Origin of the sequence: Luteimonas galliterrae, assembly GCF_023374055.1 — a bacterium.
GTDB classification, from domain to species: Bacteria; Pseudomonadota; Gammaproteobacteria; order Xanthomonadales; family Xanthomonadaceae; genus Luteimonas_C; species Luteimonas_C galliterrae.
In genome coordinates this window covers 768321-791673 of the sequence record NZ_JAMBEP010000001.1, presented here as the reverse complement: position 1 = coordinate 791673, position 23353 = coordinate 768321, and the positions used below count along the sequence as shown (strand labels likewise).

Genomic DNA, 23353 nt, shown 5'->3' with positions numbered 1-23353 from the left:
CCTGCACGGGGCTTGGCGATACTGCGCCATGCCCAACGCCCTGGTCTGGTTCCGCAACGACTTGCGCCTGGCCGACAACCCGGCGCTGCAGGCCGCGCTGGACGACGGCTACGTGCCGATCTGCATCTACATCCACGCGCCGGACGAGGAGGGCGGCTGGGCGCCCGGTGCGGCCTCCGATGCCTGGCGCCACCGTTCGCTGGCGGCATTGGATGCGGATCTGCGCCAGCGCGGTTCGCGGCTGCGCCTGTTCTTCGGCCCGACTTTGCCGACGCTGCAGACCTTGCTGATGGCCTGCGATGCCGAGGGCGTGTTCTGGAATCGCCGTTACGAGCCCGCCATCGAGAAACGCGACACGGCGATCAAGAAGACGCTGCGCGCGCAAGGCCTCCGCGCCGAGAGCTTCAACGGCAGCTTGCTGTTCGAGCCCTGGACGTTGCAGACCCGAGAACGCGGGCCCTACCAGGTGTTCGCGCCGTTCTGGCGCGCTGCGCTCGCCGCATGGCGGCCGCAAGCGGTGCACGATGCGCCCAAGCGCATCGAAGAAACGGAAGAAGGGCCCGACGGCGTCGCGCTGGACGTGCTGAAACTGTTCCCGTCGCAGCGTTGGGACGAAAACTTCTGGCGACAATGGTCGCCGGGCGAGGCGGGTGCGCGCGAAGCGCTGGAGGCCTTCGTCGACGGCGCGCTGCACGGCTATCGCGAACAGCGCGATCGCCCCGACCGCATCGGCACTTCGCGCCTGTCGCCGCATCTGCATTTCGGCGAGATCGCGCCGTGGCGCGTGATCGCCGTGCTGGAAGACGTGCGCTCTGCGGGCATGGCAGCCGATATCGACACCTGCATTCGCCAACTGGGCTGGCGCGAATTCGCCCACCATCTGCTGCATCACTTCCCCGATACGGTCGATCGCAACCTCAACCCGCGGTTCGACAAGTTCGATTGGGCGCGGCGCAATCCGCGCCAGACCGAAGCCTGGCGTTCGGGCGCGACGGGCGTGCCGATCGTCGATGCCGGCATGCGCGAGCTGTGGCAGACGGGCTGGATGCACAACCGCGCGCGGATGGTCGTCGCCAGCTATCTGTGCAAGCACCTGCGTCAGCACTGGCTGGAGGGCGCGCGCTGGTTCTGGGACACGCTGGTCGACGCCGATCTGGCCGACAACACGCTGGGTTGGCAATGGGTCGCCGGCACCGGCGCCGACGCCTCGCCTTACTTCCGCGTCTTCAATCCGGTGGTGCAGGCCGAAAAGTTCGATCCGGACGGTGCCTACATCGCAAAGTGGGTGCCCGAGCTTGCGGCCTTGCCGGTGCCGGCGAAATTCGCGCCATGGTTGCATCCGCACCTGGCCGCGACTTACGCACCGCATTATCCAAGCAAGCCGATCGTGGACCTGGCCAAAGGCCGCGACGCCGCGCTGGCGGCCTATCGCGCTTTGACGCTCCGCTCTTCGTAGGAGCGGCTTCCGCGAGCTTCTCGTTACACATTCTTATGGGCAGGCAGGGCTCGCGGCTGAAGCCGCTCCTACAAGAGCAGGCCGAGTCGCGTTGACCGTCATCCGAGGCCGTGATTCACTGACCGCATTGCCAGCGGGAGCATGCAATGCCCAAGCAGGGCGCAGTCAAACCGGTCCGCAAACGGGCCCGGCGCAAAGAGGCCATGTCGCGCGTCGATACGGCATGGCTGCGCATGGAGCGCCCGACCAACCCGATGATGATCACCGGCGTGCTGATGTTCGCCGAGCCGATGGCGCTGGCCAAGCTCAAGAGCGTCATCGAGCACCGCTTCCTGGATTACGCTCGCTTCCGCCAAAAGGCCGTCGATGCCGCCGCCGGCGCGTCCTGGCAGGACGACGAGCATTTCGATCTCGACTGGCACGTGCAGCTGGCGGCGCTGCCCGGACGCGCCGACAAGAAGGCTTTGGAACGTTTCGTAAGCCAGCTGGCCTCCAGTCCGCTCGACAAGTCCAGGCCACTCTGGCAATTCCATCTGGTCGAAAAATACGAAGGCGGCTCCGCGCTGGTGGCGCGCATCCACCACAGCTACGCCGACGGCATCGCGTTGGTGCAGGTGCTGTTGTCGCTGACCGACACCAAGGCCGTGCCCGACAAGCGCAGCGAACTCGACAAGGCATGGTTGAAGCAGGACGGCGCCGAAGTCGCGCGCCGGGTCGGGGCGGTCGCGCGCTACAGCAAGCTCGGCGGCAAGGTCCTCGAAAAAGGCATGGAGATGTACCGCGATCCGACGCTGGCGGCGATGCTGGCCAAGGAAGGCGGCGAGATCGCGCGCGAGCTGCTCCATGCGCTGTCGCTGCCGGACGACCCGCCGTCGATGCTGCGCGGCAAGCTCGGCGTCAGCAAGCGCGTGGCCTGGGCGCCGCCGCTGGACCTTGAAGAGGTCAAGGCGGTCGGCCGCGCCTGCGATTGCACTGTCAACGACGTGCTGATGGCTGCCGCCGCAGGTGCACTGCGCGATTACATGCGGGAGCGCGGCGACGATGTCGACGGCATGACCTTGCGCGCCACGGTGCCGGTGAACCTGCGACCGCTCGAACACGCACGCAAGCTCGGCAACCATTTCGGCCTGGTCTTCCTCGATCTGCCGGTCGGGGAGGGCAATCCGATCCGTCGGCTCGAACACGTCGCGGAGTGCATGAACCAGTTGAAGAACTCACGCCAAGCTATTGTTGCATTTGGGCTATTGGCGGCTTTAGGCATGGCGCCGGCTGCCGTCCAGGGCGTCGCTCTGGAGTTGTTCAGCCGCAAGGCCAGCGCGGTGGCGACCAATGTGCCGGGCCCGCAGCAGCCGCTGTACATGGCGGGCTGCACTTTGCGCGAGATGATGTTCTGGGTGCCGCAAACCGGCTCGATCGGCATCGGCATCTCGATCCTCAGCTACAACGGCCGCGTCCATTTCGGCCTGATCGCCGACGCCAAGCTGATCCCCGATCCGGACGCGGTGATCCGCCGCTTCGGCGCCGAGTTCGACAAGCTGCTGTACCTGTCGCTGATGGGCGATTGGGACCGTTCGATGGATTCGGTCTCCGCCGAAGCGCTGATGGCCGACATCGGCTGAACGGGGCGTATGCGGCGATTCCGACGTTTGGGGTCCCGTCACCCGCCGGCGACGCCGACGTGATTAGCTTGTCGGCGCGAAATCCACTCCCAACGACGAGGAGCGTCATATGAACTTGTTCAAGCAATCCGCAATAGCGATGGCGGTAGCGGGAAGCATGCTGCTGACGGGCTGCATGAGCACCGGCGGCGGCTACAACGGCGGCTATTACGGCAACCAGCCGCCTCCTCCGCCGCAAGGTCAGCAAGGCCAGCCGCAGCAGCAGGGCGGCATGAGCAAAACCAGCAAGGGCGCACTGATCGGCGCGGCCATCGGCGCGGCTGCGGGCCTGCTCAGCGGCGGCGACGCCACCGAGCGGCGCCAGCGCGCCCTGGTCGGCGTGGGCGTCGGCGGCCTTACCGGCGGCGCCATCGGCGCCTACCAGGACCGCCAGGAGAAGATCCTGCGCGAGCGCACCGCCGGCAGCGGCGTGGACGTGGTCCGCCAGGGCGACAACATCACCCTCAACATGCCCAGCGGCATCACGTTCGGCTTCGACAGTTCCAACCTCGATCCCGGTTTCTATCCGGTGCTCGACAACGTCGCCAACACGTTGCAGGAATACAACCAGACCATCATCGAAGTGGCCGGCCACACCGACAGCGTCGGCACGGACAGCTACAACCAGGCGCTGTCCGAGCGCCGCGCCAATGCGGTCGGCAATTACCTGATGAGCCGCGGCGTGATGCGCGACCGCTTCATCATCGTAGGCGCGGGCGAGTCGCGGCCGATCGCGAGCAACGATACCGAATCGGGACGCGCGCAGAACCGGCGCGTGGAGATCACGCTGGTGCCGGTGCGGTCGTAACGCCGAGGGGCAATCTTCCTCAGCAAAACGGGCCGCTTTTGCGGCCCGTTTTTTTGGCATTCCGGAAGCGAGGGCTCTGCTCTTCGTAAGAGCGGCTTCAGCCGCGAGCTTTACCAATCGCGATCGTTCGGCACAAGAAGCTCGCGGCTGAAGCCGCTCTTACGAAGAGCTGGCGGCTTGCTCGGCTTTCGCGCGGCTCAACAACGCATGCAGCATCTCGGTCGACAATCCATGCAGCACCAGCCGGAACCCGGCCCGCAACGTGGTCAACGGCACCAGCGGATGCTTGTTGTTGAGGAAGACCAGATACTCCGGCTTCTTCAGCAGCGTCGCCGCATAAATGCCGATCACCTCGTCCAGCTGCAGCGAATTGGTCGCGCGCCAGAAATCGTTGTCTGTCAGGAACAATTGGTACACCGGCGTGTAGACCTCGATCGCGGTCTGCAGGTCGATGAAATTGGTCCAGCGGTCCGGCATGTCCTGCAGGCGCAGCGGCGGCTGGTCGATCATCGAGAAATCCGGCCGCGCCGGCGGTTCGATCGGCTTCCCGCCGAGCGCGCGGTTCAGGTTGATCACGAAATTGAAGAGGTTCAGGTCGTGCTGCAGGAAGACGTCGTCGCGCAGCGCGTCGATATCGGCAGGTTTCAGCGGATGAGACGGCAGCGTCTGCCCAGGTAGCGCATTGGCGCCGATGAAGGCCAGCACCTGCGAGCCGAGGTGGAAATGGCGCAGGATCAGCCAGTTCGCTTCGGGACGGACGAAAGTCTTCATGCCCCAAACGATCAGCCGGTGCAGGATCCGCGACGAGGTCAGATCGTTCGGCATCACGATCTTCAGCAGCTGGATCAGCACGATCGCCAGCCGCGCCAGCGGCCGCACCACCGGCAGGACGAATTGCCGCGAACGGGAAGCGGCATCCGACAGCCAGGCGCGTTTGACTTCGTCCGCCAAGGGTCCGCTGGCATCGAGATAGAGCGCGAGCCAGGGATTGGGATCGCGAGGATCGTGCGGCGCATGCAGCCAGGCTTCGGTCTTGCTCACCGGATCATCTCCAACTGCCTGGCGTAGAGCGCGGCCACATGGCGCGCATCATCGACGATGTCGTCGGCGATGTCGCGCCCGCCGATGGCCAGCGCGGTTTCCACCGCCGCCAGCCAGCGTTGCAGATGCGCCACGTCGTTCTCTCCGTGATAGGCCAGGAAGTTGAAACTGCGGCCCAGCCAGCCCAGCCGCTGCCGCAGCAAAGGCAACAGCGCCGGCACGATCCGCTGGCCGGTGCCTTCGATGACGTACATCGCGCCGAGCAGGCCCAGCGCGTCGGGTTGCGCGGCGCGCGCATGCAGGTAGGCGTTGAGCGCTTCGCCGCCGGGATTGCGCTTGAGCTCGTCGAGCGAGGCGACCTTGCCGCCGGCGTTGCGGTAATCCTCGAACAGCACGTCGTAGTCGAACTGTTCGTCGTCGGCGTGGTGGCGAACGGTGTCGCGCAGCACGGCGTATTTCGGCGTGAGGTGGTCGGCCGCTTTACGCATCCAAAGGCTGCCTTGGCGTACCTGCGGCACCCATTGCTCCATCCAGCCGACGTAATCGGCCTTGCCGACGCTGCCGTCGAGGATCTTGCCGACCAGCGGCGTTTTCCAGACCCGGCTGCGGTAGTCGTGCCAGACCAGGGCCAGTTCGCGCAGCAGGCGCGCGACTTCGGGCAGTTGCCTGTCGTCGGCGGCATGCGGCGGCGCCGGCAGCGGCACGGGCGAGGGCGAGGGCGGTTCGATCGCTCGCGTCGTCGCCGCGGTCTGCGTTGCGGGCGCGTCCGCATCGACGACTTTCAGCAGCGCGAAGGCGACGGTGAAACGTCCGGATTCCGGCACGAACAGCAATATGTTCTGCCCCGGCTGCGGTCGCCGCTCGCGCAGGAAATCGTCGAGCATGGTGAAGATCGATGCCGAGCCTAGGTTGCCGCGGAACTTCAGGTTGCTGTACCACTTGTCTTCGGGAATATCGAGTTGCGCCAACTGCAGGCACTGCTTGACCACCGGCGCGAAGCGCTCAGAAGAATAATGGCAGAGGAAGTGGTCGACCGCGGCCGGATCGATGGCGCCGGCCTGCGCCAGCTTCACGTATTCGTGCGTGGCCACGTCGAACAGTTGCGGTAGCAGGCGGATGTCCTGGCGCAGCAGCATCGCGCCTGCCGCGTCGGCGGCGGTGAAATCCTCGTGGTCGCCCCACAGGCTGCCGTCGGGCGCCTGACCGGCTTGCATGCACAAAGGCAATTCGCCGGAGAAGGATTTCAGGTGCAGACGCTCGAGTTTCAATGCGATGCCGGCGCCGGGACGCGTGGACAGGCGCCATGCGCCGGCGCCGTCGGACAGCATCCAGCGCAAGAAGTGCGCGTCGAAATCGGCGTTGTAGCCGCCCGGAGCGAAACGCGAGCGCTTGAACAACCGCGACGGGAATTCCGCCGCCGCCACGACTGCATTGCGGTGCTGCCCATGCTGCAGCGCAAGCGCCGCATGTTGCAGCGCCGCCATGCCCGATGCGCAGACGCCGTGATGGCTGGCCGTGGTCATCGCCGGCGCGCGCAGTTCGGCCTGCAGCATGTTGGCGAAGCCGGGCAGGATCAGGTCGCCGGACGAACTGGCCGCGGCCAGCAGGTCGATCTCGCGCAAGGCCGCCTGGGCATCGTCGCCCAGGCAGGCGCGTACGGCGTTGGCGGCCAGCGCCGCGCAGGTGTGCGTGCTGCGGCCCTGCTCGTCCAGGGCGTAATGGCGGGTCTGGATGCCGTTTTCGCCCAGGATGCGGCGTTTGATCCGCGGCGACAGGGCGTTGATCGGCGCGATGTAACGGTCGATGTCGTCGTTGCCGACCGGGTCGCCCGGGAAATAGGCGCCCGTGGAGGTGATGTAGACGTTGTCGAACCGCATGCGATTTCCTTGTCCGTGTCCGCTTTATACCGAAAAGCCGGCCCGGCCCGTAATGCGCCGAACCGATCGGAACGGTCCGGGCTCGCCGCAAACGCTACCGTATTGATGCCGTCATGCGCCTGCGCACGACGCCGGGCGCCGGGAATCGATAGGAATGTCGCGCGGAATATTCAATAATCCGCCGCAGGAGCCCAATGATTCGAAGATCACCGCCGGTCTTCGCCACGGGAGCGTAATGGCCCAGAGCGCAATCGCAGCGATGCCCACTTCCGTGCCGCACGAGCGGCCTTTCATCGCTGCGGATGTCGGCGGCACCCACGCCCGTATCGCGCTGATGCGGGCCGGCATCGGCGGCGGCGCGGCGACGATGCTGCATTACCGGCAGTACGTCTGCGCCGAGCACGAAGGCCTGTCGGCGATCGTGCGGGATTTCATCGATGCTTTCGACGCCGGCGGCGTCGAGCATGCCGCCATCGCGATCGCCGGGGTGCTGCACGGCGACGAGCTGGTCAACACCAACCTGCCGTGGCAGGTCTCGCTGTCGCAGATGCGGCGCGCGCTGTCGCTGAGCGAACTGGCGCTGATCAACGATTTCGAAGCGATGGCCCGCGCTACGCCTTACATCGATCCGGCCGCGGCCACGCTGTTGACCGGCCCCGCGCTGGCTGCGCCGCCCGGGCCGACGCTGGTGATCGGTCCGGGCACCGGACTCGGCGCCGCCTTGTGGATGCCGCCGGCATCGCGCGACGCGCATTCGACGGTCATGGCCACCGAAGCCGGCCATGCGGCATTGGCGCCAGGCAACGAACGCGAGCTGGAATTGCTGCGCCGGCTGTTGCGGCAATGGCCGCACGTCGACAACGAACGCGTGCTGTCGGGTCCGGGGCTGCTCAACGCCTATCGCTGCCTGTGCGACATGGAAGGCGTCGCGCCGCGATGGACGGATCCCGCCGAGATCGCCGCGGCTGCGGAACGCGGCGACGATGCGCAAGCGTTGGAAGCCCTGCAGATCTTTTGCGCCATGCTCGGCAGCCTGGTCGGTGACCTGGTGCTGACGTTCGGTGCGCAAGCCGTGTACCTGGCCGGCGGCATACCGGCGCATATCCGCCCGTTCCTGCAGCAGAGCGGTTTCGTCGAGCGCTTCCTCAACAAGGGCGTGCTGCGCAGCGTGCTGGCGAGCGTGCCGGTGTGGTTGATCGAGCATGGCCGCTTCGGGCTGATTGGTGCGGCCGCCTGGTACATGGATCGGCGTGCCGCGGAGTGATTGCGAGCTTCTTCCAGCAGCTTTTGCTCTGTCATCCGGAACGCAGTGAGGGATCTGCTTCACGCACTTCGCCACGTCCGTCGGGCCTGAGATCCTCACTGCGTTCGGGATGACAAGGCGTGTAGGGACGTTCCCACGACACAACGAACCAAGGCTTCCACAGTGACCACTCGCCGCGACTTCCTGCAAACCTCCCTGATCGCCGCCGGCGCGCTGGCATTGCCGCGGGCGGTGCGCGCCGCCGCCGCAAGCAACGGTGCGAAAGTCGTATCGACCTGGGATTTCGGCGTGCCGGCCAACCAGGCCGCATGGCGGGTCCTGGCGCGCGGCGGTTCGGCGCTGGATGCGGTCGAAGCCGGCGCGCGCTGGGCCGAAAGCGAACTGTGCAATCCGACCGTCGGCCGCTGCGGCAATCCCGATCGCGACGGCGCGCTGACGCTCGATGCGAGCATCATGGATGGCGACGGCCGTTGCGGCGCGGTCGCGGCCTTGCAGGACATCGCGCACCCGGTGTCGGTCGCACGGCGGGTGATGGAGAAAACGCCGCACGTGATGCTGGTGGGCGAGGGCGCGCAACAGTTCGCCGTGCAGCAGGGTTTCGCCAAGGAAAAGCTGCTGACGCCGCAGGCTGAAAAAGCCTGGCGCGAATGGTTGAAGACCGCGCAATACCGGCCGCAGATCAACGCCGAGCGCGCCAGAATTCCCGGCAACAAAGAGAACCACGACACCCTGGGCATGCTCGCGCTCGATGCCGGCGGCAAACTCTCAGGCGCCTGCACCACCAGCGGCATGGCGTGGAAGCTGCATGGCCGCGTCGGCGACAGCCCGATCGTCGGCGCGGGCCTGTACGTGGACAACGAAGTCGGCGCGGCGACCGCGTCCGGCGTCGGCGAGGAGATGATCCGCAACGCCGCGAGTTTCCTGGTCGTCGAACTGATGCGGCAGGGCCGCACGCCGGCCGAGGCCTGCCGCGAAGCGATCGACCGCGTGGTGCGCAAACGGCCTGAAGCGAGCAAAACGCTGCAGGTGTGCTTCCTCGCGTTGAACAAGCACGGCGAGGTCGGCGCGTTCGCCCTGCACAAGGGCTTCGTTTACGCGGTTTGCGATGCAGGCAAGCAGGATGCGTTGCTAGATGCGGATTCGGTCTACGCGACCGAACAGAAATGAGCGCGGCGGACCGGCCGCTGCTGGAAATCGCGGCCAATTCCGTGGCTTCGGCATTGGCCGCGCAAGCCGGCGGCGCCGACCGCATCGAATTGTGCGAGAACCTGGGCGAGGGCGGCACCACGCCCTCGCACGGTACGCTCGCCGTCGTCCGCGAGCGCCTGCGCATACCGGTGTATGTGCTGATCCGCCCGCGCGGCGGCGATTTCCTTTACGACGACGCCGAGTTCGAAACGATGCGCCGGGATATCGAGCACTGCGTTCGTTTGGGCTGCGATGGCGTGGTGATCGGGGCGCTCGACGCCGACGGCGCGATCGACATGCCGCGTTGCCGCGACCTGATCGCCGCCGCCGGCCCGATCGGCGTTACCTTCCACCGCGCCTTCGACGCCGCTCGCGATCAGACCGAGGCGTTGCAGGCGGTCATCGCGCTGGGTTGCGAACGCGTTCTGACGTCCGGCGCTGCTGCCGATGCCCTATCGGGCGCCAGCAACATTGCCGCACTCGCGAAAGGGGCAGGGCAGGGACTGCGCATCATGGCTGGCGCCGGGATCACGGCGGACAATATCGGCCTGATCGCCGAACGCAGCGGTGCGCACGAGTTCCACGCTTCTGCGCGCGCTTTGCATCGCTCCGCGATGCGGTTTCGGCAGTCCGGCTTGCAGGGATTGGAGCCGGATCGCATGCAAACCGATGTCGAGAGGGTGCGGGCGTTGATGGTCGCGCTGAAGCGCGTGCCCCGCTCTTAAGAAGCCGTCATTCCCGCAAAGGCGGGAATCCAGTGACTTGGCTTTAGCCCTCTCCCGTTGGCGGGAGAGGGTTGGGTGAGGGCACGCGATATTTCCGATGGCCTCGTGGCGATCTGGTGAGGCCTTCAAGTCACTGGATTCCCGCCTTCGCGGGAATGACGGCTTAAAAACGAAGCAATGTGAATCCCGCAGGACGCTAGGAGCGTGCACAGCACTTGCTGCGCCGCGTCATGCCTTTCCGCTGTCATCGTGCTTTCATTTAGATCGATCCAGTTCACAGGGGCGCTGGATCACCGGCTCATGCCGGTTTTATTTATCGTGAATTTAGATCGATCTAAATCAAATAAATCCGATATTTAAGCCGAATATCCGACCAAGGGGACTCCAGTGACGATCCAGCCCAGGCCCGCCCGAAACGCCCTGTCCAAAGCCCTGCTGCCGATCCTTTTCGCACCGCTCGCTGCGCTGGCGCAGGCGGCGCCCCAGACGACGCAGGCGCAACCCGAAGAGCCCGCGGCGCAAACCGGCGCGAAACAGCTGGACAAGGTCACGGTCACCGGTTCGCGCATCAAACGCGCAGAAGTCGAAGGCCCCGCGCCGCTGACGCTGATCACGGCCGAGCAGATCAAGAAGGAAGGCTTCGTCACCGTTTACGACGCGCTGACCACGCTCAACGAAGCGATCGGCACCGTCGAATCGGACGTGCAATGGGGCTCGCATACGCCCAACGCCAGTCCGTTGAACCTGCGCAATATGGGCCCCGGCCGCAGCCTGTTGCTGGTCAATGGCCGCCGCGTTGCGGATTACCCGCTGCCTTACGGCGGCCAGAGCAATTTCGCGAATTACGGCAACATCCCCGCTGCGGCGGTGGAGCGCATCGAAGTGCTCACCGGCGGCGCTTCGGCGATCTACGGCTCCGATGCCGTCGCGGGCGTGGTCAACGTCATCCTCAAGCAAGGCTATCAAGGCGACGAGATCCGCCTGCGGCATGGCGCGTCGACCGAGGGCGGACGCGAGACCACCGACCTGTCGTGGGCCGGCGGCAAGAGCGGGCCGCAGTGGAATCTGACCTATGCCGTGCAGTACACCAAGCAAGAGCCGCTGTTCGGCCGCGACCGGCCGCAGATGGACGACGCCGGCGACGCGCCTTATCCGTCGTGGAATGCGGAGCAGCGCAAGCTCGGTTTCCGCCCGAGTACGGGCCTGGGCCTGATCGACGCCGATACCGGCAACCGCCTCGCGCCGCCGGCGGGCGCCTGCGACCGCTTCGGCGGCGAGTACTACCTCGCCAATCGCCAGTTGTACGACCGCAACAGCGGCACGATCACCGATACCGGCCAACTCTGCGGCCTGTCCGCGGACTTTGCCAATTGGCTGTTGCGCAGCGGCAGCGAGGACTTCTCCGGCTACCTGCACGGCACCTGGGATTTCGAGAACGGATTGCAGGCTTGGGCGAACCTTGCGGTGTACGACGCGAAGGGCATCTGGGGCACATCGCCGCCGGCGGTGGTGCTGCCGGGCAACCCCGCGCTGCCGGCGTTCCACGATGCGGGCAGCGGCCGCAACCTGATCGGCATCCGCAACATCACGCCCAGCGAGGCCGGCGGTTTCGACGCCTTGCGCAACTCCAACAAGGAAAAATCCTGGGACTTGAGCGCGGGCTTGCGCGGCACTATCGCGGATCGCTTCGATTGGGAAGCGTCGCTGGGCCGGGCCCGCTACACCGTGCGCGAGAACATCTCGACGGTCGATTGGGACAAGGCCGAAGCCTATTTCCTCGGGCCGCAACTGGGCACGACGCCGGACGGACTGCCGATCTACGACCTGGACGAATCGCGCTGGTGGAGTCCGGTCACGCCGGAGCAGTACCGGCAATTCGGCGCGCACTCGATCAACGAGGCCTCGTCCTGGGTCACGCAGGGCAGCTTCACCATCGACGGCGACCTGTTCGAAGGCTGGGCCGGACCGATCGGTTTCGCCGCGGTGCTCGAAGCGGCCGAGCAGGGCTATCGCCTGCGGCCGGATCCGCGCGCCAATCTCGATTACGAAGTGCAGAACGTCGATCGCGGCGGCGGCGAACGCAGGCGCTATTCGGCGGGCGTCGAATTCAAGGTGCCGTTGCTGGAGTCGGTGACCGCCACGCTTGCCGGCCGCTACGACCGTTACGGCGATTACAAAGCGTTCGACAACGCCGACCGTCTCGAGATCGGCACCCAGAGCGAATCCACCTGGAATGCAGGCTTGGAATGGCGGCCCACCGACAATCTGTTGCTGCGCGGCAGCTATGCCACCAGTTTCCGTGCGCCCGATATGCACTTCCTGCTGGCGCAGCCGAGTTCGTCGCAGGTGCAGACCACCGATCCCTACACCTGCATCCAGAGCGGCGACTATCTGATCGCCAATTGCGGGCAGGGCAGTCCGCATTTCTACGCTTTCGACATCAACCGCCGCGGTACCCCCGATTTGCGCTCGGAACTGGGCGATTCGTGGACGGTCGGCCTGGTCTGGGACGTGCTGGACAACCTGTCGCTCACCACCGACTACTGGTCGATCGACCTGGAAGACGAAATCCGCGACATCGGCGAGGACATCGTGCTGCGCGACGAAGCCGGCTGCCGCACCGGCAAGACCATCGATCCGAACGTGCCATGGACCAATCCCGGCGGCGCGGACTATTGCGCATCGATCGTCTCGCGCGTGGTGCGCGACGCCGACGGCCAGATCGTATCGGTCGAACGCGGGCCGATCAATATCGCGCAGAAGCACGTCGAGGGCATCGACGCTTCGTTGCGCTACCGCCTGGATACGGCCCGCTGGGGCGATTTCCAGTTCGCGCTCAACTACACCAACCTGCGCTCGCTGCGCGAACAGACCTACCGCACCGACCCGAACCCGGAGCGTCGCGATCGCGACATCCGCAGCAAGATCCGCGGCAGCGTCAGCTGGCAGGGAGAGAAGTGGAACTGGAACGTGTACGGCGACCGCATCGGTTCGGTGCCGGGCGTGCGCTATCACTGGGATCCGGTGCTGGGCGGCTTTGGCGGCTGCACGCCGTTCCCGGATGGCGGCGTGCCCAACGATCGCGCCGATTGCGTCGATACCGACCCCAATAGCCCCACCTACCAGCAGAAGACCTCGCGCTATTTCGGCCGGGTGGGCCCTGCGATCACCTGGAATTTCAATGTCGGCTATCAGTTCAGCGAGCGGGCCCGGTTGAATTTCTACGTCAACAACGCGTTCAACAGCACGGGCTGGAACCATAAGGATCCGTATAAGCTGGACTACGAGTTCTACAACAGCCGCCTGTTCAATCCGGTCGGCCGCGAGATCGCGCTGGAATACGTGTTCAAGCTAAATTGAGTACTTCCGGACGCGACGGGTCTGCGACGATGCTTAAGCTGCCGAGTCATGCAAAATCCGGCTCGACCCGCCGCAATGGCGGGTTGATCGCCGTCTTGTTCGCGGTGTTGCCAGCTTTCCTTCTCCCAACGGGAGAAAGTGGCGCGACAGCGCCGGATGAGGGTTCGGCGCAAGTGCGTAGCCCCGGTCCCGTGCCGAACCCTCATCCGCCCTACGGGCACCTTCTCCCGGCGGAAGAAGGAAAGCAGGATGCCGGCGGGCGAAGCGCCGACCTTGCGACTCAGGTCAACACTTTCATCGGCAGCAAGGACGACGGCAATACCTTTCCAGGCGCATCGGCGCCGTTCGGGATGATCCAGGTCAGCCCGATCGGCACGCATTACTCCGGCTGGCGTTACGACGATCCCAAGATCCGCGGCTTCGGCCATTTCTTCCTGTCCGGCGCGGGTTGCTGGGAACAGGGCGGACAAGTGTCGGTGCTGCCGGTGACGGGCAAGATAGGCCCGGGCGCCGCGTTCGACACCCGCAAGGCGGACAGTTTCGATCAGAAGAAGTACGCCTCGGCCTACAGTCATGACGGCGAAGTCGGGCAGGCCGGCTACTACAAGGTCCGTTTGACCGATTACGGCGGCATCGACGCCGAAGCCACCGCGCTGACCCGCGCCGCGGCGGAACGCTACACGTTCTCCGGCGGCAAGCAGGGCCACCTCCTGGTCAACCTGGGCCAAGCCAACGAGCGCCATCGGGTGATGCGCAGCGCGCTGCGCATCGTCGGCGACCGCATCGTGGAAGGCGAAGTGGAAACGCTGAGCTTCTGCGGCGGTACGCGCTACACCACCTGGTTCCGCTTGCAGTTCGACCGGCCATTCAAAGGACATGGCACCTGGAACGCGGCCGGCGGCAAGTCCGATTCGCGCGAAAGCAGCGCCGGCGAAGCGGCCAACGGCGCTTGGTTGAGTTTCGACCTGGGCAAAACGAAATCGGTGACCGTCGTCAGCGCCGTTTCGCACGTCGATGCGGATGGCGCCCGCGGCAACCTGCAGACGGAAGGCATGCAAGGCAAGCGACTGCTGCGTTTCGACGAGATGAAGCAGCGTGCGCAGGATGCGTGGCGCAAGGAGCTGGCCACGGTGCGCATCGACGGCGGCGGCGCGGACGACCGTATCGTCTTCTACACCGCGCTGTACCACGCGCTGTTGCAGCCGTTGACCGGCAACGACGCCGATGGCCGTTACCGCGGCTGGGACGGCCGCATCCATCGCGCGGACGGTTGGACCTATTACGAGTTCTTCTCGCTTTGGGACACCTACCGCACCCAGAACCAGTGGCTGGCGATGCTGCGTCCGCAACGCGCCCGCGATATCGCCGCCTCGGTGCTGAAGATCCACGAGCAGGCCGGCTGGCTGCCGCGCTGGGGCTACGCCAATTACGAAACCAACATCATGACCGGCGACCCGGTGACGCCGTTCCTGGCCGACCTGTGGCGATTCGGCGCGCTCGAAGGCCGCGAAAAACAGGCTTATGCGGCGTTGAAGCAGAACGCGGACGGCTTGCCGCCGACGGAATCCAGGATGGCGGGGCGTTCCGGCAACGAGAGCTATCTAAAACAAGGGTTCGTGCAATACGACAAGGCGTTCAAGCCCAAGGGCATGGACGTGGATCCCCATCACGGCGGATCGGCCACGCTCGAGTACGCATTGGCCGATTGCGCGTTGTCGCAGATGGCGCAGAGCCTGGGCGAAACCGCCGATGCGGCCCGCTACAGCGGACGCGGCCGAAATTGGCGCAAGCTTTGGGATGCCGACGTGCGCGACAAGGAACGCGGTTTCACCGGTTTCCCGCGGCCGCGCACGCTCGACGGCAAGTGGTACGTGCCCAAGGAAGGCGCCTACAGTCCGGCGTCCGACCATGGCTTCCACGAAGGTACGGCTTGGCAATACCAATGGTTGGTGCAGCAGGACGTGCCTGGCCTGGTGCGGGCGATGGGCGGCAAAACCGAAGCGATAGCGCGTCTGGATGCGTTCTTCGCCTACGACGATCTGCTCGCCAATCCATCGACGGCTGCGCGCAAGGATTGGGTAGTCGGCCCCTACAGCTACTACAACCAATACCGCTACAACCCCAACAACGAACCCGATCTGCATGCGCCGTGGATGTACACGCTGATCGGCGAACCGTGGAAGACCTCCACGGTGCTGCGCGCCGCACAGGCCTTGTTCGCCAATGCGCCCAATGGCGTTACCGGCAACGACGACCTGGGCACGATGTCGGCCTGGTATCTGTTCAGCGCCATCGGCCTGTATCCGGCGGTGCCCGGCACGGGCCAGTTGCTGCTGCATGCGCCGCGCTTCCCTGCCGTGACGCTGGACCTGGGCGAGGGCAGGTCGTTGCGGATCGAGGCTCCGGGCGCCGACGGGAACCGGCTGCAGTACGTCGCCGGCGTGCGTATCGATGGCGAATCCAGCGACCGCGCCTGGGTGGATTGGGCGCAACTGCGCGACGGCGGCACGCTCTCGTTCGAGCTGACGGCAACGCCCGGCGCAGGCTGGGGAACGCGCCCGGCCGACCTGCCGGCGTCGCCTTGCGCGGCGCCGCGGTGATGCGAACGGCCATGCCTATCTCCAGCCGTCGCCCGCGCCGTGTAATGATTCGCGGATTCCGAGGTTTGCGCAGGACGGCATTTCCCTATGAAGCAGGCCCCTATGAAGCGCGCCGACATGGAGCAACGCGCATGCCGGCCGCAGGCCCGCAAACGATGAGCGGATCCCGCAGCGAACGCAAAGCCGTGACCGTCACGGATATCGCCCGCGGCAGCGGCGTGTCGCGCGCGACGGTATCGCTGGTGCTGCGCGGCAGTCCGTTGGTGCATGCCGATACGCGCGCCAAGGTCGAGGCCGAGCTCAAGCGCCAGGGCTACGTCTACAACCGCAGCGCGGCCAACCTGCGCCGGCGCACCTCGTCGAGCGTGGCGCTGGTCATCAACGACCTGTCCAATCCCTTCTTCGCCGAGTTCGCGGCAGGCGTGGACGATGTCGTCATGGCCGAAGGCTACGTCACGCTGCTCGGCAATACCGGCGAATCGCCGGAACGCGAGCAAGCGGTGCTCGCTTCATTGATGGAGCACCAGCCGGCGGGCGTGATCCTTTCGCCGGCCGAGCACAGCGACGGCGAGCGGCTGGAACGCGTGCTCGGCACGCAGGCGCCGGTGCTGGTGTTCAACCGCGAATTGCCCGGCGCGCACTGGGACTTCCTGGCTCTGGACAATCGCCGCGGCGCCAGGCTGGCGACGGAACATCTGCTCGAACTCGGCCATCGCCGCATCGCCTTCTTCGGCGGCCATGCCGATTCCAGCTCGTGCCGCGAACGCCGCCAAGGCTATACCGATGCGCTGGCTGCGGCCGGCATCGCCCCGTCGCCGGAAGGGCTGATCGAAACCGCGCCGACCCGCCTGGATGCGGCTACGCACAGCGACGCCTTGTTCGCGGATGCCGCCGTGCCGCCGACCGCTGCGGTCTGCTACAACGACACGGTCGCGCTGGGCCTCATGCTGGGACTGACCGCGCATGGCCGTCGGCCCGGCCACGATTTCGCCCTGACCGGCTTCGACGATATTCCCGAAGCGGCCCTGGCCGTACCCGCGTTGACCACGGTAGCCGTCGATCCGCGCGAACGCGGCCGCCAGGCCGCGCGGTTGCTGCTGCAACGCATCCGCCAGCGCGAACAGCCGGCGCAGCAGACGGTCGCGCCGGTGCAATTGCTGGTGCGCGCAAGCAGTTGTCCTCCTCCCGATAGAGACGGCGCATGACCGGAACAGGTATTCCATCCCCTTCGGCCGAGCGCGCCGCAAACGCGGCGGCCGGCGCGATGCCCACCGTCGACACGCGGATCGCGTTCGCGGCGGTTACCGCCATCTTCTTCATGTGGGGCTTCCTGACGGCGCTCAACGATGTGCTGATCCCGCACCTGAAGGCCGTGTTCGAACTCAACTGGACGCGGACGATGCTGATCCAGTTCACTTTCTTCGGCGCGTACTTCGTGATGTCCGTGCCGGCGGGATGGGTGGTGGACAAGGTCGGCTACAAGCTCGGCATCGTGATCGGCCTGGTCGTGGCGGGCTGCGGCGCGTTGCTGTTCCTGCCGGCTGCGCAGATCCAGTGGTATTACCTGTTCCTCGGCGCGCTCTTCACGCTGGCCAGTGGCATCACCTTGTTGCAGGTCTCGGCCAATCCCTACGTCAGCCTGCTGGGCGATCCCGCCCGCGCCGCCAGCCGCTTGAACCTAGCCCAGGCGCTGAATTCCCTCGGCCACACCACCGCGCCGTGGGTCGGCGGCATGCTGATCCTGGCGACGGCCGTACTGGGAGCCGAACAACTGGCCGCGCTCAGCGAGCAGCAGCAACAGGCTTACCAGGCCGCGCAAGCCCAGTCCGTCCAGATTCCCTATCTCGGTTTGGCGCTGACGTTGTTCGTGCTGGCGGCGGTCGTGTTCGTCCTGCGCCTGCCGGCATTGACCGAAGCGACCGAACGCGCGGCCCGGCGCCATCACACGTTTTCCGAAGTGCTGCGCATTCCGCACGTGCGTTGGGGCGTGGTGGCGATCTTCGTTTACGTCGGCGCCGAAGTCGCGATCGGCAGTTTCCTGATCAATTACATCGCCCAGGCCGACATCGGCGCGATGAGCGAGGCCAGCGCCGCGAAATACGTGTCGTTCTATTGGGGCGGGGCGATGGTCGGCCGTTTCCTCGGCTCCGCGCTGTTGCTGCGGGTGAGCGCCCGCCGGCTGCTGGCGTTGTACGCGGCGATCGCCTGCGTCCTGCTGCTGGTTACGGTGTCCAGCCATGGGCTCGTGGCGATGTGGAGCGTGATCGCGATCGGGTTGTTCAATTCGATCATGTTCCCGACCATCTTCACCCTGGGCATCGAGCGTCTCGGGCCGATGACAGAGAAAGCCTCCAGCCTGCTGGTGATGGCGATCGTCGGCGGCGCGATCGTGCCGTTGGCGCAAGGCGTTCTTGCCGATCGCATAGGCGTGCAGGCCGCATTCGCGCTGCCGCTGCTGTGCTATGCCTACATCATCTGGTACGGCCTTTACGGCTCGCGCCTGGCGCCGGAGGCGCCACAGACATGACGCGGACCGGGACGATCGTCTGCTTCGGCGAAGCCCTGATCGATTTCCTCGCGCAGCCGCCGCAAACGGCGGACTCGCCGCGTGCGTTCCTGCAATTCGCCGGCGGCGCGCCGGCCAACGTCGCGGTCGCGGTCGCGCATCTGGGCGGCGACACGCAATTCGTCGGCATGCTGGGCGCGGACATGTTCGGCGACTTCCTGCTCGACAGCCTGCACGGAGCGGGCGTGGGCACGGATTTCGTGGTTCGCACCGAGCAGGCCAAGACGGCGCTCGCTTTCGTCGCGCTGGATGCGGACGGCGAACGCAGTTTCAGTTTCTACCGCCCGCCGTCGGCGGACCTGTTGTTCCGTGCCGAGCACTATGCGCCGACCTGCTTCGACGGCGCCGCCGCGTTCCACGTCTGTTCTAACAGCCTCACCGAAACCGGCATCGCCCATGCGACCTTGGCGGGCATGGGGCGGGCGCACGAAGCCGGCGCCTTGGTCAGCATGGACCTGAACCTGCGTCCGGCGCTTTGGGCGCAGGATGTCGACCCTCATCCTCGGCTCTGGGACGCGTTGCAGGCTGCGGACCTGGTCAAGCTCGCCCGTTCGGAACTCGAATACCTGGCGGCGCCGTCGGGCGGCGACGAGGAAGCCGTGCTGGCGCGGCTATGGCGGGGACGGACCCAGATCGTTGTCGTTACCGATGGCGCTGCGCCGGTTCGCTGGTACACGCGCGCAAGCGCCGGCGACGTGCCGAGTTTCGATGTGCGTGCGGTGGACACCACTGCGGCCGGCGATGCGTTCGTCGGCGGCTTGCTGTTCCGCCTGGCCCGGCACGGCATCGATGGCGCCCATTTGCCCGGTTTCCTGAGCGATACGGCGGCCCTGGCCGATGCATTGCGTTTCGCGGCGGCGGCCGGCGGCCTCGCGGTGACCCGCAATGGCGCCTTCGCCGCGATGCCGCGGCTTTCCGATGTCCAAGCCTTGCTGGAAGCGCGATCGAATGAACACGCCTGAGACGAATCCGCTACCCGATTTCCGTTCGCGCGCATTCCTGCGCGCGCATATCGCCGACACCATGGCGTTCTACCATCCGCGCGCCATCGATCCCGCAGGCGGCTTCTTCCACTATTTTCGCGACGACGGCAGCGTCTACGACGCCAGCCACCGCCACTTGGTCAGCAGCACGCGTTTCGTCTTCAACTACGCGATGGCTTATCGCGAGTTCGGGAATCGCGAGTACCTGGATGCCGCGCGCCACGGCCTGGATTATCTGCGTCGAGCGCATCGCGACCCCGGCGGCGGTTATGCCTGGACGCTGCGCGACGGCGTACCGGAGGACCGGACGAATCACTGCTACGGCGTCGCATTCGTGCTGCTGGCGTATTCGACCGCGCTGAAGGCAGGTGTCGAAGAGGCCAGCGCGTGGATGGACGAAACCTGGCGCTTGCTCGAATCCCGTTTCTGGGAGGCCGAGGCCGGCCTGTACAAGGACGAGGCCGACGCCGATTGGAATTTCTCGCCCTACCGCGGCCAGAACGCCAATATGCACATGTGCGAGGCGATGCTGGCCGCGTTCGAAGCGAGCGGCGAACGCCGCTATCTGGATCGCGCCCTGCAACTGGCCGACCGCATGACGCGCCGCCAGGCGGCGAAAGCCGACGGCCTGGTTTGGGAACATTACGATCGCGACTGGAACATCGACTGGGACTACAACCGCGATGATCCCAAGCACCTGTTCCGTCCGTGGGGCTTCCAGCCCGGCCACCAGACCGAATGGGCCAAGCTGCTGCTGATCCTGGATCGCCACGTGCAGGCAGAATGGCTGGTGCCGACCGCGCGCCATCTTTTCGATACGGCGCTCACGCGTTCGTGGGATGGGCGGCGCGGCGGCATGTACTACGGCTTCGCGCCCGACGGCAGCGTATGCGACGACGACAAGTATTTCTGGGTGCAGGCCGAATCCCTGGCCGCGGCAGCCTTGCTCGCCGCGCGCACGGGCGACGCCGCCTATTGGGATTGGTACGAACGCCTGTGGACCTACGCATGGCGGCATTTCGTCGACCACCAATACGGGGCGTGGTACCGCATCCTCGACGCGGATAACCGCAAATACAGCGACGAGAAGAGCCCCGCTGGCAAAACGGACTATCACACGATGGGCGCCTGCTACGAAGCGTTGAACGTAATGGATTCCCCTTAACCGCCGCCGAGGAGCCGATCTGCGATGCACGCATGGCGGCATTCTTTGCGCATTTGGCTTGCGGTTTTCGCCATGGCCTGGACCGCCGCAGCGACGGCATCGCCCGTATCGCGCGCGCTCGATAGCGGCTGGCAGTTCCGCCTGTCGCCGAACGATACGGTCGCGGCCGCGCATGCGAAGGCGGCGGAGTGGCATCCGGCCAGGGTACCGGGCAGCGTGCATACCGACCTGCTGGCGAACGGACTGATCGCCGATCCCTACGCCGGCGCGCCGGAAGCGGGCCTGCAATGGATCGGCCTCGCAGAATGGGAGTACCGCACCGAATTCGACGTGGACCAGGCCACGCTCGGCCGCAAGCACGCCGAACTGGTTTTCGAAGGCCTGGACACGTTCGCCGACGTCCACCTCAACGGCAAGAAGCTGCTTTCGGCCGACAACAGCCATCGCACGTGGCGCATTCCGGTGCAGGGCGTTTTGTCGGCGCGCGGCAACGAATTGCGGGTGGTGTTCCATTCGCCGATCCGGCGACTGCTGCCCCGGGTGCAGGCGATGCCGCACAAGATCGCCGGCAATTACCCGTCGCCCTACGGCGACGAGCCGAAGGACGCGATGACGGCCAATTTCGCGCGCAAGCCCGGCTACCACTACGGTTGGGATTGGGGGCCGCGCTACGTGACCGCCGGCATCTGGCGGCCGCTGCGCCTGGAAAGCTGGGATGGTTTGCGTATCGACGAACTGCACATCCGGCAATCGCACGTGGATAGCGAGCGGGCCGAGCTGTCCGCCGAGTTGCGGATCCAGGCCGATAGCGCGCAGGAAGCCACGCTGGAAATCGAATACCTCGATCCCGACGGCAAAACGATATCCGCCGCGAAGCAACGGGTGACGCTCGCGCCGGGCAGCAACCGGACATCGCTCCCCGTGAGCATCGAACGCCCCAGGCGCTGGTATCCGGCCGGTTACGGCGAACAGGCGCTATACCGGTTTACCGCGAGAATCGTGGGCGCCGACGGCTCGGCAGCGCAATCCGGCCGCCGCACCGGCCTGCGCAGCATCGAGCTGCGCCGCGACAAGGACCGGTGGGGCCGGGGCTTCGCCTTCGTCGTCAACGGCATCCCGATCTTCGCCAAGGGCGCCAATGCGATTCCGCTCGATGCTTTCCCCGCGCGCGTGACGCAGGCGCAATTGCGCCGCGTGCTGGAATCGGCGCGCGACGCGAACATGAACATGATCCGCAACTGGGGCGGCGGTTATTACGAAAGCGATGCCTTCTTCGATCTGGCCGACGAATTGGGTCTGTTGGTCTGGCAGGACTTCATGTTCGGCGGCGGCATGCAGCCCGGTTACGATGCGGCGTTCCGCGCCAACGTCCGCGCCGAAGCGCGCGACCAGGTGCGGCGCTTGCGCCACCATCCCAGCATCGCGTTGTGGTGCGGCAACAACGAGGAAGAAACCGCCTGGAAGGATTGGGGCCAGGGCAAGAAGCTGACCGCGGAGGCGCCCGCGTTCGCCCGCAAGGTTTGGGACGGCTACGTGCAGTTGTTCGGCAATGATTTGCGCGAGATCGTGGCGGAGGAGGGCGGCGGCGTGCCTTACTGGTCCAGTTCGCCCAGCAACGACCTCGATGGACGCAGCAACGATTCCGACCACGGCGACAAGCACTACTGGGGGGTATGGGCGGGCTCCGAACCGTTGGAGAATTATCTCGACGAGACGCCGCGCTTCATGTCCGAGTACGGCCTGCAGGCCTGGCCGTCGATGGCGACCATCCGCAGCTTCGCGCAACCGAGCGACCTGCGAATCGACGCGCCGGTCGTCCGGGCCCACCAGAAATTCCTGGCCGGCGACGGCAACCAGCGCCTGCTGCACTACATCCGCGCCGGCTACGGCGAACCGCGGGATTTCGAGGATTTCGTCTATCTCAGCCAAGTAATGCAGGCCGAGGGCATCGAACTGGCCGCATTGCACCATCGTGCCTCGCGCCCACGCACGATGGGTTCGTTGTATTGGCAGCTGAACGATGTCTGGCCGGGGGCGTCGTGGTCCAGCATCGACTACTACGGCCGCTGGAAGCCGCTGCATTTCCATGCGCGGCGTTTCTATGCCGACTTGGCGGTCGCTGCGCTGCGCCATCGCGGCAGGACTGCGGTAATGCTGGTTTCCGACAAGACCGAACCGGTCGATGCGCAATTGCGCATTCGCGTACTGGACGTAGACGGCAAGACGCACCGCGACGAACACAGAACGGTCGTATTGGCGCCGCTGGCAGCGACGCCGGCGGGCGACTACGCGGACGCGGACTTGCTGCAGGGCGCGGACCCGAAGCGAACGGTGGCCGTTTTCGAGTTGTCGGTGAACGGCGCTCCGGTTTCGCGCCGCCTGGTCTATTTCGAGGCGGCCAAGTCGCTGGATTTGCCCGATCCGGGCCTGCGCGCGACGTTGCGGCGCGACGACGGCGAGTACCGGCTCGAACTCCGCGCACTCGCTCTCGCGCGCGCAGTGTGGGTCGAATTCGGCGATACGGATGCCGAAGTGTCGGACAACGCGCTGACCTTGCTGCCCGGCGAAACCGTCGCGTTGCGCGTGCGCTCGAAAGCCGGCGCGGAAGAACTGCGTCGCTCCATGAAACTGCGCTGGTTAAGGCCACAACAGAGGTGATATC

General features: G+C 66.0%; 15 protein-coding genes. 13 read left to right on the top strand and 2 right to left on the bottom strand.

The annotated features are described in order from the left end of the window. Window positions 1-28: 28 nt before the first annotated feature. From M2650_RS03570 to M2650_RS03560, 3 genes are all read left to right on the top strand, one after another. Complete coding sequence (locus tag M2650_RS03570) at window positions 29-1456, top strand: cryptochrome/photolyase family protein (RefSeq protein ID WP_249471272.1); 1428 nt, start codon at window positions 29-31, stop codon at window positions 1454-1456. 146 nt (window positions 1457-1602) lie between these two features. Beyond that, complete coding sequence (locus M2650_RS03565) at window positions 1603-3075, top strand: WS/DGAT/MGAT family O-acyltransferase (protein ID WP_249471268.1); 1473 nt, start codon at window positions 1603-1605, stop codon at window positions 3073-3075. A 109-nt stretch (window positions 3076-3184) separates the two neighbouring features. Then, the gene (locus tag M2650_RS03560; protein WP_249471265.1) at window positions 3185-3922 is read left to right on the top strand and encodes a YiaD family glycine zipper/OmpA-like lipoprotein; all 738 of its coding nucleotides are present in this window, start codon (window positions 3185-3187) and stop codon (window positions 3920-3922) included. A gap of 159 nt (window positions 3923-4081) precedes the next feature. Here M2650_RS03560 and M2650_RS03555 read toward each other — a convergent pair whose 3' ends face one another. Next, window positions 4082-4963 (bottom strand): DUF6999 family protein, encoded by an 882-nt coding sequence (locus tag M2650_RS03555; protein WP_249471262.1) that lies wholly within the window; start codon window positions 4961-4963, stop codon window positions 4082-4084. Then, window positions 4960-6840: an iron-containing redox enzyme family protein gene (locus M2650_RS03550; RefSeq protein ID WP_249471259.1), complete on the bottom strand. Its 1881-nt coding sequence runs from the start codon at window positions 6838-6840 to the stop codon at window positions 4960-4962. Before M2650_RS03550 ends, M2650_RS03555 begins: the two co-directional genes overlap by 4 nt. 235 nt (window positions 6841-7075) lie before the next feature. Here M2650_RS03550 and M2650_RS03545 point away from each other — a divergent pair, with 235 nt between their 5' ends. From M2650_RS03545 to M2650_RS03500, 10 genes are all read left to right on the top strand, one after another. Beyond that, entirely contained in the window at window positions 7076-8104 is a 1029-nt protein-coding gene (locus tag M2650_RS03545; RefSeq protein ID WP_249471256.1) for a glucokinase, read from the top strand. 162 nt (window positions 8105-8266) lie between these two features. Beyond that, window positions 8267-9271, top strand: a complete 1005-nt coding sequence (locus M2650_RS03540) for a glycosylasparaginase (protein WP_249471253.1) — start codon at window positions 8267-8269, stop codon at window positions 9269-9271. Then, window positions 9268-10017 (top strand): copper homeostasis protein CutC, encoded by a 750-nt coding sequence (locus M2650_RS03535; protein WP_249471250.1) that lies wholly within the window; start codon window positions 9268-9270, stop codon window positions 10015-10017. Before M2650_RS03540 ends, M2650_RS03535 begins: the two co-directional genes overlap by 4 nt. 435 nt (window positions 10018-10452) lie before the next feature. Continuing rightward, entirely contained in the window at window positions 10453-13377 is a 2925-nt protein-coding gene (locus M2650_RS03530; RefSeq protein ID WP_425602527.1) for a TonB-dependent receptor plug domain-containing protein, read from the top strand. Between the two features lie 296 nt (window positions 13378-13673). After that, window positions 13674-15977, top strand: coding sequence for a GH92 family glycosyl hydrolase (locus M2650_RS03525; protein ID WP_249474181.1), 2304 nt, complete (start codon window positions 13674-13676; stop codon window positions 15975-15977). Window positions 15978-16132: 155 nt separating this feature from the next. Next, window positions 16133-17182 (top strand): LacI family DNA-binding transcriptional regulator, encoded by a 1050-nt coding sequence (locus M2650_RS03520; RefSeq protein ID WP_249471243.1) that lies wholly within the window; start codon window positions 16133-16135, stop codon window positions 17180-17182. Then, window positions 17179-18504 carry an L-fucose:H+ symporter permease gene (gene fucP, locus M2650_RS03515; RefSeq protein WP_425602498.1) on the top strand — a complete coding sequence of 442 codons (1326 nt, stop codon included), beginning with the start codon at window positions 17179-17181 and terminating at the stop codon, window positions 18502-18504. Before M2650_RS03520 ends, fucP begins: the two co-directional genes overlap by 4 nt. Beyond that, the gene (locus tag M2650_RS03510; protein WP_249471240.1) at window positions 18501-19505 is read left to right on the top strand and encodes a carbohydrate kinase family protein; all 1005 of its coding nucleotides are present in this window, start codon (window positions 18501-18503) and stop codon (window positions 19503-19505) included. Before fucP ends, M2650_RS03510 begins: the two co-directional genes overlap by 4 nt. Beyond that, window positions 19492-20691, top strand: a complete 1200-nt coding sequence (locus M2650_RS03505; protein WP_249471237.1) for an AGE family epimerase/isomerase — start codon at window positions 19492-19494, stop codon at window positions 20689-20691. Before M2650_RS03510 ends, M2650_RS03505 begins: the two co-directional genes overlap by 14 nt. Before the next feature lie 24 nt (window positions 20692-20715). After that, window positions 20716-23349: a beta-mannosidase gene (locus M2650_RS03500; protein ID WP_425602497.1), complete on the top strand. Its 2634-nt coding sequence runs from the start codon at window positions 20716-20718 to the stop codon at window positions 23347-23349. Window positions 23350-23353: the final 4 nt, after the last annotated feature.